Source organism: Stenotrophomonas sp. (assembly GCF_032061965.1).
In the GTDB taxonomy this organism is placed as follows: domain Bacteria; phylum Pseudomonadota; class Gammaproteobacteria; order Xanthomonadales; family Xanthomonadaceae; genus Stenotrophomonas.
Window position 1 is genome coordinate 74,079 of sequence record NZ_DAMBEF010000009.1, and the last position, 11,568, is coordinate 85,646.

Genomic DNA, 11,568 nt, shown 5'->3' on the forward strand with positions numbered 1-11,568 from the left:
ATGGCATTCAGTAGTGGTGGAAACAGGGGCCCAATGGCCGACATCAACGTTACGCCCCTCGTGGACGTGATGTTGGTGCTGCTGATCATCTTCATCGTTACCGCGCCGATCATGACCTACCCGATCGCCGTGGATCTGCCGCAGCGGGTCATCAACCCGCCGCCGCAGCTGCGTGAGCCGCCGCCGCCGATCGACCTGCGCGTCGATTCAAGCAACCAGGTTTTCTGGAACAACAGCCCAGTAAACGTGCGCGACTTGCAGCAGAAGATGGAAGAAGAAGTACAGAAGGATCCGACCAACCAGCCGGAACTTCGCATCGAAGCTAGCCCGGATTCCGAGTACGACGTCATGGCCAAGATCCTGGCCCAGGCGAAGAACGCTCAGATGAAGAAGATTGGCTTCGTGCAGTAAGCAATACTGCAAGACCAAGTCATGACGCGACTGGAAAACGCCCCCGCACGCCGGGGGCGTTTTTTTTGGGGGATTACCAACAGACCGGGATACGGGGCGGGTGCGCTGCTGCGATGCCGGCCCCCGCCCTGACGGAACGAGCGCCTGACACGGCTTATCCACAACGGCAAGGCGGGTTGCGGCAGCTGTCATTCGGCAGAAACCGCCGCTGTCTGCAAAGCGCAGCGCTGGGGTAGTAGACGCAGCAGATTATCCACAGCAAGCTGATGATCGAGGTCCCGCGCCGGAGTGGGTGCAATGTTCGGTGCGAAGTCTGCTGCGGCAGGCTTCGGAAGCTCGTTTATGAGGATGGCCAGATTTCAGGGTCTGCCTGCACGCCGCGATCAAAGTCTGTTATCCACAGACGGCGATCAGCGATGCAGTGACCAGCCATGCGCTGGAAAACGCGGCCTGGAAGTGTCCCGCCGGTCAGCTTATCCACAGCGGCAGTGCAAGGTCCTTCGGCGCACCTGCCCTGCCGCGCTCGCTGCCAGCAATCGATGAAATGAAGTAATCGAGATCCGGGTTATCCACAATCCAAACCCTGCAGCCCGTCGCTCCGGAACTGCCAATCCTGTTGTCTGTAACGGCTCTTCGCGTTTCAAGCCGTGAACCGCTCACTGACCCGGAGGAGCACGCATTTATCCACAGCGTGCTGCACTCGCATGTGGATAAGCAGGTTTCACGTGACCGAAGAAACTGGCTGTCGGCGTTGTGCCGCGGGAAATAGGCGGCGGCATCGGTACAGGCTTAAGGCTGTCAAATCGCCGAAGCGCGCTTGGAGCTGGCTGTCGCCTGTGGATAAATCACTTGGCATCCGGCTGCGCTGTGTGTCGCCTTCTGAAGTTATGCACAGGAGCGGGCAGGCACCATCCGTCACCATCGGGGCGCTACGGCGTTGTGGATAAGTGCCACGGGTCGGGTCGATCGAGACGCGTGCAGAGGGTTATGCAACAGCTACTCAAGCGGCGGGACGAGCGCTGTTCGCGGCCCATGCTGTGGACAAGTCGCGGTTGGGGCCGAAGGGCATTCATTCGGCAAACCAAGTCAGCTCGCCCTTCCCTTCCTTCAGGAGGTTATCCACAGCCAGCTGTGGATTACATCCCCTCAGCTGCTTGCAGCACCGGCTTGGGCGATGGCTGCCAGATAGCCTGCCACGGTCGCCTCCAGGCCGTCGTACAAGGCTTCGCTGATCAGTGCGTGGCCGATGGATACCTCAAGAACCGCAGGTACTTCGGACAGAAACCGGGCCAGGTTGGCCTGTGACAGATCGTGGCCGGCGTTGACGCCCAGACCGGTAGCTTGCGCCCGGCGCGCGCCGTCGGCAAAAACCTGCAGTGATCGTGCGACATCGCCTTGGAGGAAGGCTTCGGCGTAGGGCCCTGTGTATAACTCGACGCGGTCGGCACCTACGCGCGCCGCGTGGTCGATCTGTGGATTGTCTGCGTCCACGAACAGGCTGACCCGACAGCCCAGTTCCTTCAATGCGGCGACCAGCGGTAGCAGCCGCTCGCCATCGCGATTGAAATCGAAACCGTGATCAGAGGTGAGCTGACCATCACCGTCAGGCACCAGGGTTACCTGGGCAGGACGGGTCTGTTCGCACAACGCCAACAGCCCCGGATAGCCATCGCGCGGCGGTGCGAACGGGTTGCCCTCGATATTGAACTCGACCCCATGCTGGCGGGTGAGCTCGGACAGAGCGTAGACGTCATCGGCACGGATGTGGCGCTGATCAGGCCGCGGATGCACGGTAATGCCATGTGCGCCTGCACGCAGGCAGGTCATCGCGGCGCGCACCACGTCCGGGTCACTGCCACCGCGCGAATTGCGCAGGACGGCGATCTTGTTGACGTTGACGCTGAGTACGGTCATGGCTGGGTGGATCCCCGATCAATCGGCGGTGCTGTCGTTGCCGAGCTGGAATCCGCTGCAACCTGCATGGGCGGTACCGCACTGACGGCGACAGTTGCCTCCACCGCCGAACCTGCGGAAGCGGCCTGTTGGGCGCGGAACTGCTCGCGCAGGGCCTGCAGCTCGGCGGGGTGCAGCGGTCGCGGTGCTTCGCTGACATTGCCGATGCGATTGACGTACAGGCCTTTCACCCACAGAACCAGCAGGACCAGGGTGGCCAACGCCGACAGCACAAGCAGCCACGTCTGCGTCGTGGAAATGGTTACCAGAAAGGCCCCCAGGGCCAGCACCAGAAACAACCAGTACATGTTGATCTCCGCGTAGAGAATTGCAGTGTAACGGTGGCTGCCACCGCGGTTCCACGCACCGTGGCCACATCGCCGGCTGTACCCGATCCGTGGTTACTGCGGGCGGATGGGCGGTATTGCTGGCGCGCCGCGAGAGGATCGCCGTTGCCCTGTCCGCAGCCACTACAGCAACGGTGATGCCAGCCGTGCAAAGGCCTCGGGCAGGCGCTTGCGCCACAGCGAGCGGTCACGCACCGGTTGCACCTCTTCGGCGCTGTCGAATTCAGCCTGCAGGATGGCTTCCAGTTCGCTGGTGAGCTTGCGGTCGGTGTACATCATCGAGAGCTCGAAATTGAGCCGGAAGCTGCGGTGATCGAAGTTGGCGGTACCGACGATGCAGGTGTCGTCATCGGCGATGAAGGCCTTGCTGTGCAGCATGCGCGGGCCGTATTCGAAGATGCGTACACCGGCTTCCAGCAGCTCGTCGAAGTAGGAACGCGCGGCCAGGGTGACGAAGATCGAGTCGCTGCGCTTGGGTACCAGCAGGCGCGTATCCAGGCCGGCCAGCGCGGCCGAGGTCAAGGCCATGCGGGCGGCCTCGCCCGGCACGAAGTACGGGGTTACCAGCCACACCCGTTGCTTGGCTTCCTGGATGGCGGCCACGTGCAGGCGATGGATCGGTTCCCAGGCTGAATCCGGGCCGGAGACCACCACCTGGGCATCGATGTTGCCCTGCTCGCGCGAGGGCACGTTGGGCGGGAACAGGTCTGCACGCTGGAAATGTTCCTGGCCCTGGCCGGTGGCGTAGATCCAGTCCTCCAGGAACACCAGCTGCAGGCTGTGCACCACATGGCCGCGAATGCGCATATGCAGGTCGCGATACGCATTGGCATTGCGGCTGTCGTCTTCTTCATCGGTGACGTTGATGCCACCGGTAAACGCCACCTCGCCATCGACGACCACCAGCTTGCGGTGGGTGCGCATGTTCAACCACGGCCGCTTCAGCGGCTTGAGCAGCTGCCGCGGATGGAACCAGGCCATCTCCGCGCCGGCATCAAGCAGGGGTTGCAGGAAGCGCTTGCGGATCTTGGACGAGCCCACTGCGTCCAGCAGCAGGCGCACCTTGACGCCGGCGCGCGCGCGCTCGATCAGCGCATCGCGCATGGCGGTGCCGGCGTGGTCCGGTTCGAAGATGTAGTACTCCATGTTGACGTGCCGCTGCGCCTTGCCGATGGCGTCGATGATGGCGGCGTAGGTGGCCGCGCCATCGACCAGCCAGTCGACGTCGGTGGCGGTGCTCGGCGACAGGCCGGTGGTGGCCTGCCCTACCCGCGCCAGCTCGGTGCAGTTGGAATCGGGCGGGCAGACGGCGTCATAGGTGCCCATGCCTTCGCGCGAGCGGCCACGGCGCAGGCGCTGGCGCACGATCTTCTGCGGGCCGAACAGGTAGAACACGAACAGGCCGATATAGGGCAGCGCGGCCAATGACAGGATCCAGCTCAGCGTTGCCACCGGTTCGCGCTTCTGCAGCACGATGTAACAGGCCAGCACGATCAGGTAGGTGAGGTAGGCGGCGGCCAGGATCTGGGCGACGTGGGGGATGCTGGACAGACTTGTCCACAGGTCATGAAGGGTTTCGCGCATCCTCCGATTCTAGCCATGGCCGGTGACGGCCGGGGGCCCGTTGCTTTTGCAGGGGCGGCGTCAGCCGTGGCGCCAGGGATCCATCCGGCATGGAAGACCCTGAGCCTCTTGGCATCGCGCATGCGTGGCGCCCGGAGGGAGCGTGGGCTGCGCGGCTCTCCCCGGCGCTGCAGAGTCACCCGAACATTTGTGCATTGCATCAATTACTACATAAGTGTAATATACCGGGATGGACAAACCCCTTCCCGCCGCCGGCGGCTACGCCAGCATCGACCAGAAGCTGGCGATCAGCAGCCGGCGCCATCCCGGCTTTCCGCGTGACCAGGCCATGCTGGCCCGGCTGATCAAGCTGGTGCACAAGTTGTTCTGCGACCACGGCAACCAGCTGATGCGCGATTACGGTATCTCCCACCCGGAGTACAACGTGCTGATGATGCTGGACGGCTCCGAGCACGGCCTGAGTCCGTCGGAGATCAGTGAGGCGGCCAGCGAGAAGTCGTCCAATGTCACCCGTCTGATCGACCAGTTGCTGGCCAAGGACCTGGTCAGCCGCGAACCCAGCGCCGAGGACCGGCGCAAGCTGGTGGTGCGGTTGAGCCCCGCCGGCGAGGCGCTGATCGAGCAGGTGATGCCGGCAGTGATCCAGCAGTTGCAGCACTTCTTCAGCGGCGTCGAGCCGGCAGAACTGCGCCATACCGAAACCGTGCTGACCCGCATCCTGATCGGGCTGGAACAACAGCCATGAGCGCGCAACCGGCTGAGCACGCGCCGGGCGCGCCGAAGTCCTCCCATCCGCTGCTGCAGACCATCGCCCAGGCCATGGGTGGCGAGCGCGCGGTATGGGCTTATGTGGGCAAGGTATTGGTGGCCCTGTACCTGTCCGGCTGGCTGGCCATGCGGTTGGGCATGAGTTCGCCCGGAACGGCGATGATCACCGTGCTGGTGGTGATGAACCGCAATACCGGCATGGTGCTGGCCAAGTCGTTCTACCGCGGCGTAGGCACCGTGGTGGGCTGCGCGATGGCGGTGCTGATCGTGTCGCTGTTCCCGCAGAGCCCGGTGATGCTGGTAACGGTGATGGCGCTGTGGGCGGGCTTCTGTGCCGGCGGCTCGGTATGGAGCCGGGGCATGGCCTCGTACGGCTTCGTGCTGTCCGGCTACACCGTGGCGATGATCGTGTTTCCGGTGATCGAGCAGCCGCAGAACATCCTCAACAGCGCGCTGGAGCGCACCGGCGAGGTGCTGCTGGGCATGGCGGTGACCAGCGTGGTGTTCGACGTGCTGTGGCCCAACCGCATGCGCGCCGGGCTGCGCGCGGCCGATGACGGCAATCTCAACGATTTCCTGGGCTTCGTCGCCGACGCCATTGCGGGCCGCCTGCAGGGCTTCGAAGTGATCGAGCGTACCCAGAGCCGTGTGGTGCAGGGCGCGATCCAGTTCGAGGATCTGCGCGCGATGGCCTACTTCGACGATCCCATCCTGCGCAGCAGCAATGGCCAGCTGAAGCTGATCAACCAGCATTTCATGGCGGCCACCTCGCGCTTCCAGGCCCTGCATCACCACATGGACCGGCTGCGCCGCAGCAGCAAGGACGAGGCGCTGGTCAACGCAATCCGTGCCAGCCTGAAACCGCTGTCGAAGCTGTTGGATGACACGGCCCTGCGTGATGACGTGCCGGCGCTGGCCAAGGCACTGCAGCACTGGTGCGGACAACTGGACGGGCTGTTCGCGCGCGAGCGCAGCGCGCTGCCGGTGGCGCTGCAGACCGGCTTCGATGCCAGCGCGTTGCTGGTGCGTCGCTTCGCCGAAGAATTGCAGGCCTATCTCAGCGCCAAGGCGCGGATGGAAACTGGCAACGGCCGCCTGCGCGCGCGCGGGCGGCGGTTGAGCAAGGTGCGTTTCAGCCGCGCCAACGATTGGTACGCCATCGCTCTGGCGGCCGTGCGTTGCTTCGTGGTGATGCTGGCCTTGTCGCTGCTGTGGTTGAGCAGCAGCTGGAACCAGGGCGGCCTGGCGGTGTTCGGCATGGCTGCGCTGGTGGCAATGTCCTCGGCGGCGCCGGACCCCTTGTGGGTAGTGCGCCGCGCCACCATCGGCCATGCGGTCGCACCGTTCTTCGCAGTGCCCGGCTTTGTCGCCATGGCCCTGGCACCGGACTTCCCGATGCTGGTGCTGGTGACCCTGCCGTCGATGATCGCTTCGCTGTACATCTCCACCCGGCCACGTTTTGCGGTGATCGGCATGGCGATGAATGTCGGCATCCTGGTGTCGTGGAACATGGGCCCGCACTTCCACCCCAGCGCGCAGAGCTTCCTGGACAACTCGTTGACGATGGCGGTGGGTGCCTTCGTGGCGACAGGCGTGTTCATGCTGGTGCCGGGCCTGCCCGGCAGCAAGCAACGTCAGCGGCGCCTGCTGGAGCGCCTGCGCGCACAGGTGCAGCTGGCGGTCAGCGCGCCCCTGCCCGGCCTGCTGCCGAAGTTCGAGAGCGTCAACCGCGAGTTGTTCCAGCAGGTGGCCAGCCGTACCCGTCCCGGCAGCCGGCCATCGCGGCAATTGTTCGAGTGGGCCTTGCTGGTCCACGAAACCGGGCATTGCGCGATCGACCTGCGCCACGACCTGGCCGAACAAGCGCTGCCGGCGCCGCTGCATGCGCAGATCGAACAGGCGCTGGCGCTGCTGGGCCAGCTCTACCGCGCGCCCAAGGCACGCACCCTGCGCGAGGCCAAGGCCAGCGTGCACGCCGCACTGGCTGAACTGGCCGGCCCGCAACCGCAGGCGCTGCGCGCGGTGCGCGATCACCTGTACCTGCTGCGGATGAGCCTGGACGACAGCGGCACCGCCTTGGCTGCCTATGTGCAGCGCTCCCGTCGCCAGCAACGCCTGAAGGAGGCCCGCCATGCCGTTTGAAGTTTCCATCGGCGACATCTATTTCCCCGGCGCGCTGGTGCTGGTGGTGCTGTTGCTGCCGGTGTTCGGCCTGCTGGATTACGGCCTGGGCCGGGTTGGCCTGTACCGCCGCGCGCTGCACCCCTCGCTGGTCCGCGTTGCCCTGTTTGCCAGCATCTATTGCCTGGCCTTGTTGCTGTTCCTGCCGCACTTTTCCTGATTGAGGATGTACCGATGAAAACCGCCAGCCTGATACGAGGTGGTGTCACCAGCGTGGTGGTGCTGCTTGCTGCCGTGCTCGCCTACGTGGTGTGGCACCAATACATGCTTACGCCATGGACGCGCGACGCGCGCCTGCGTGCCGAAGTGGTGCGCATCGCCCCGGACGTGTCCGGCCTGGTCACCGAGGTGGCCGTGCACGACAACCAACTGGTGAAGAAGGGCGATCTGCTGTTCGTCATCGACCGTGACCGTTACGCATTGGCCGTGGCCAAGGCCGAGGCCGATCTGCGCGCCGCCGAAGCCGCCGCGCGCGCTGCCGGCGCCTCGATCTCCGCCGCCAGTGCCGGTGCCAGCGCCAGCCAGGCCGAATACCAGATGCGCCAGCAACAGGCGCAGCGCCGGGCCCAGCTGGACGGCATCGTCTCGCGCGAATCGCAGGCCGATGCGCGCGCCGTGGCGCAGGCCGCACAGGCCAGTTGGAAGCAGGCGCAGGCCAGCGCGCATGCCGCCAGCGCCGGCAGCCAGCAGGCAGGCGCTGCCCTGCAGCAGGCACGGGTCATCCTGCAGCAGGCCGAGCTGGAACTGGCACGTACCGAAGTTCGAGCGAGTGCGGACGGCACCATCACCAACCTCGATGTGCGCGTCGGCGACTACGCTGCCGCTGGCCAGGCGCGGATGGCATTGGTCGCCAGCGAAGGCATGTGGGTCTACGGCTACTTCGAGGAAACCAAGCTGCCCAGGATCCATCGCGGCGACACGGTGGATATCCGCCTGATGGCCGGTGGCCTGCACCTGCAAGGCAAGGTCGAAGGCATTGCTACCGGTATTGCCGACGCCGCCGGCCCCACCAGCAGCAACCTGCTGGCCGAGGTGGAGCCCACCTTCAACTGGGTGCGCTTGGCACAGCGTGTGCCGGTGCGTGTCAGCATTGATCCGACCTCGGTGCCGGCCGATGCCGTGCTCAGCGCCGGCATGAGCGCCACCCTGGTGATCAAGCCCAAGGCTGGCTGAAGCGCGCGCTGGATGAATGCGGCTTGTCGCAGATCCTGCGACAAGGCCGCGTTAGCGTAGGCATATGCCTACCCCGATCAAGGGCCGCGGTGCCAGCACCTACCTGCCCGGCCGTTTCGAAACCCAGACCAGCGAAGCTGTCGATGACGGCTGGGCGGTTGATGAGAGCGAGGAATTCGCCGAGGCCAGGCTGCGCACCGACGTGCGCCCGGAAACCGCGCGCAGCATCATCAGCCGCAACAACTCGCCGGACGTTGGCTTCAGCCAATCGGTCAATCCGTACCGTGGATGTGAGCATGGCTGCTCGTATTGTTTCGCGCGACCCACGCACGCCTATCTGAACCTGTCGCCGGGGCTGGATTTCGAAACCAAGATTTTCGCCAAGACCAATGCAGCGGAGGTGCTGCGCCGTGAGCTGTCCAAGCCCGGTTACGTGCCGCAGCCGATCGCGCTGGGCATCAACACCGACGCCTACCAGCCGATCGAGCGCAAGCTGGGTATCACCCGCCAGTTGATCGAGGTGATGCAGGAGACCAAACACCCATTTTCGCTGATCACCAAGAACGCCCTGGTTGAACGTGACATGGACCTGCTGGCGCCGCTGGCCGAGCAGCAACTGGTCAGCGTGCATTTCTCGGTAACGTCACTGGACCCGCATCTTTCCGCCAAGCTCGAACCGCGTGCCTCGGCGCCACACGCGCGGCTGCGTGCGATGCGTCGCTTGAGCGAAGCCGGCATTCCGGTCGGCGTGATGGTGGCGCCGGTGATTCCCTGGGTGAACGACGCCGAGCTGGAAGCAGTGCTTGAAGCCTCGCGCGACGCCGGTGCCAGCAGCGCTGGCTACGTGCTGCTGCGCCTGCCCTACGAAGTGGCACCGCTGTTCCGCGATTGGCTGGACGCGCATTACCCGCAGCGCGCGGACCACGTGATGAGCACCATCAACCAGCTGCGCGGGGGCAAGGACTACGACAGCCAGTTCGGCAAGCGCATGCGTGGCGACGGAGTGTATGCCGACCTGTTGGCCAACCGTTTCAAGCTGGCCAGCAAGCGGCTGGGCTTCAACGCATCGCGGCAGCAATGGCCGTGGCTGGACTGCAGCAAGTTTGTCGCCCCGCTGCCGCCGAAGAAGCCATCGCTGCAGGGCGAGTTGTTCTAAGACCCACCTGTAGTGCCGAGCCATGCTCGGCAGCATGCATCAATGGGTAGGAGCGGCGTAAGCGGCGACGCTGATATCAATGAAATGGATTGGGAGCTTCGCGGCTTGCGCCGCCGCCACAAGGCATTGTTGGTGAAGCTTCAGCCGAGCACGGCTCGGCTCTACAACAGCGGGTGCGCTAGGCTGTTGGTTGGATTTCAATGGTCAGCACCCCATGCGCAGGCAATACCACTTCCGTCAGAGCGATGCAGGCCTGCTGGCCTGGGATGTGCATGGCTTGATCGCGCTCAGCCGTGAGCTGCCGGTCTCGCATGTTCCACTGTCTTCAATCGCCGAACTGGACGAAGTTTATTGGTGGGATGCCGGCTCGCCGCCACCGACATGCAGGCAGGTGATCGAACACATGCAACTGGTGGAGGCCGCAGACCTGCACTACCCGATCATCCTTTGCCCGCAGGGACGGGTGATGGACGGCATGCATCGCGTGGCCAAGGCAGTGCTGCTGGGGAAGCAGGAAATCGCGGCGGTGCGATTTGACGAAATGCCACTGCCGGACCATGTCGGCATCGACCGGGATGACCTGTGTTACGACGAGCCGTAAGCAGTACACAACTCCTGTAGTGCCGAGCCATGCTCGGCAATAGCCGGGACGCGTTGCAGCAACAGGACACCACGAAACCGTTCACCAACCAGAAACAGATACGGCCGTGATTTCATTGTCGCTGGCTTCGCCGCTTACGCCGCTCCTGCCGGGTCAATCGCCACCGCTATCTCCGCCGCCAGCATCGCAACCGGCGTCGCCACATTCGGTCATGTGCGGTGAGCCCATGTCAGCAAGCAGAACGCCATTGTCTGCGACAGCGGGGCTGCCGCTGCGCGGTGTTGCGGCCAATGCATTGGCCTGGGTTGTTGCAAAGGCAAAGCACACGACTGCGCCTATCACCGGCAGTAACCAGACCAACGCGAGCTGCAGCAAACGTTGCGAGCCCGATATGCCTTGCACGCGAAATACCGCGATGGTCGTGACAAGGTTCATCAACAGCGCGGCCAGGGCGAGAACGACGATCCAGTTCATGGTTCAGGTCCCTCACAAGAGGCGATGGTCGGTATGCGGCGCAGCGTAATCGCGCTCACGTGAAGATGGGGATGCGTCCGGGTTGCTGGTTTGCCTCGCTTACGACTGGCCGTACAACTGCTGTGCCGATTGGAACAGGATCCAACTGGTGGCAATGAATTTGTCTCCCCCCTGCGGCCGATTGCCCCGATGGGTGTGGGTGAAGGCCGTAGGTGCGATCAGCAGGCTGCCGGTGCGCGGCTCTACCTTTCGCTGCTGGAACAGGAATTCGGTTTCGCCTTCGTCGAAGCCGTCGTTGAGGTAGAGCGTCCACAGCAGATGCCGGTGCAGGGTTTCGCCGGCGGGGTCGCGTGGGAACAGTTCGCAGTGCCAATAGGGGTAGCCGCCCTCGCCCGCGGTATACCACTGCAGGTTGATCGCACCGGGGCGCAGGCAGGTGCGGGCCAGTTCGGACAGCGAAGCGTCGTCCATGTCGGGGAAATCGTCCGCATTCAGTCGCCGTGCTTGGCCATCGGTGCCGGGCACCTGCAGCATCAACGGTGAAATAAGAACCTGTGGATAACGCCGTAGATAACGCAGCAGGCCGGTGAACACGGCCTGCTGCAGGCGCTGGTCGACATCGCGCCAGTCCTGGTTGCCACTGATGCGCAGGTCGCGGCTGCGTTTGAGCTCGGGGAAGACGCCACTGCCCACCTGGCCCGGCTTCAACTGCTGGCTGTGGCGCAGGCGTTCAACGATGGCCGCGCAGTCGGCAGCGGACAGGGCGTCGTCGTAGACCTCGATGAAATCGGCAACCGTCATCGGCAGGCTCACAGGGAAAGTGCCCCGATGGTGGCCTGAAGCGCCCCACATGTGTAGTGCCGAGCCATGCTCGGCGGGGGCCGTACCCGCAAAGCCCGTAGCCCGGGTAAGCGCAGCGC

Annotated in this window: 12 protein-coding genes; 7 read left to right on the plus strand and 5 right to left on the minus strand. The window is 64.3% G+C overall.

All coding sequences use genetic code 11. The annotated features are described in order from the left end of the window. Positions 1-411, plus strand: a complete 411-nt coding sequence (locus RT460_RS06855) for a biopolymer transporter ExbD (protein ID WP_293706684.1) — start codon at positions 1-3, stop codon at positions 409-411. A gap of 1,146 nt (positions 412-1,557) precedes the next feature. Here the strand turns inward: RT460_RS06855 and RT460_RS06860 are convergent. The 3 genes from RT460_RS06860 to cls form a co-directional block, all read right to left on the minus strand. Then, positions 1,558-2,325: a pyridoxine 5'-phosphate synthase gene (locus RT460_RS06860; RefSeq protein WP_313317971.1), complete on the minus strand. Its 768-nt coding sequence runs from the start codon at positions 2,323-2,325 to the stop codon at positions 1,558-1,560. Then, entirely contained in the window at positions 2,322-2,672 is a 351-nt protein-coding gene (locus RT460_RS06865; protein ID WP_313317973.1) for a hypothetical protein, read from the minus strand. The genes RT460_RS06860 and RT460_RS06865 overlap by 4 nt, the downstream gene beginning before the upstream one ends. A 162-nt stretch (positions 2,673-2,834) precedes the next feature. After that, the gene (gene cls / locus RT460_RS06870) at positions 2,835-4,295 is read right to left on the minus strand and encodes a cardiolipin synthase (protein WP_313317974.1); all 1,461 of its coding nucleotides are present in this window, start codon (positions 4,293-4,295) and stop codon (positions 2,835-2,837) included. Between the two features lie 229 nt (positions 4,296-4,524). Between cls and RT460_RS06875 the strand changes: the two genes are divergently transcribed. From RT460_RS06875 to RT460_RS06900, 6 genes are all read left to right on the plus strand, one after another. Continuing rightward, on the plus strand, positions 4,525-5,040 hold the full coding sequence (locus RT460_RS06875; RefSeq protein ID WP_313317975.1) for a MarR family transcriptional regulator: 516 nt from the start codon (positions 4,525-4,527) through the stop codon (positions 5,038-5,040). Beyond that, positions 5,037-7,205, plus strand: coding sequence for an FUSC family protein (locus tag RT460_RS06880; protein WP_313317976.1), 2,169 nt, complete (start codon positions 5,037-5,039; stop codon positions 7,203-7,205). Before RT460_RS06875 ends, RT460_RS06880 begins: the two co-directional genes overlap by 4 nt. Then, positions 7,195-7,404 carry a DUF1656 domain-containing protein gene (locus RT460_RS06885; RefSeq protein ID WP_313317977.1) on the plus strand — a complete coding sequence of 70 codons (210 nt, stop codon included), beginning with the start codon at positions 7,195-7,197 and terminating at the stop codon, positions 7,402-7,404. Before RT460_RS06880 ends, RT460_RS06885 begins: the two co-directional genes overlap by 11 nt. A 14-nt stretch (positions 7,405-7,418) precedes the next feature. Beyond that, entirely contained in the window at positions 7,419-8,417 is a 999-nt protein-coding gene (locus RT460_RS06890; RefSeq protein ID WP_313317978.1) for an HlyD family secretion protein, read from the plus strand. A gap of 64 nt (positions 8,418-8,481) precedes the next feature. Further along, positions 8,482-9,573 (plus strand): PA0069 family radical SAM protein, encoded by a 1,092-nt coding sequence (locus RT460_RS06895; protein WP_313317979.1) that lies wholly within the window; start codon positions 8,482-8,484, stop codon positions 9,571-9,573. A gap of 214 nt (positions 9,574-9,787) precedes the next feature. Beyond that, positions 9,788-10,174: a hypothetical protein gene (locus RT460_RS06900; protein ID WP_313317980.1), complete on the plus strand. Its 387-nt coding sequence runs from the start codon at positions 9,788-9,790 to the stop codon at positions 10,172-10,174. Between the two features lie 153 nt (positions 10,175-10,327). Here the strand turns inward: RT460_RS06900 and RT460_RS06905 are convergent, their stop codons facing one another. Next, positions 10,328-10,648 carry a hypothetical protein gene (locus tag RT460_RS06905; RefSeq protein WP_313317981.1) on the minus strand — a complete coding sequence of 107 codons (321 nt, stop codon included), beginning with the start codon at positions 10,646-10,648 and terminating at the stop codon, positions 10,328-10,330. A 99-nt stretch (positions 10,649-10,747) separates the two neighbouring features. Further along, positions 10,748-11,449, minus strand: a complete 702-nt coding sequence (locus RT460_RS06910) for a 2OG-Fe(II) oxygenase (protein ID WP_313318037.1) — start codon at positions 11,447-11,449, stop codon at positions 10,748-10,750. Positions 11,450-11,568: the final 119 nt, after the last annotated feature.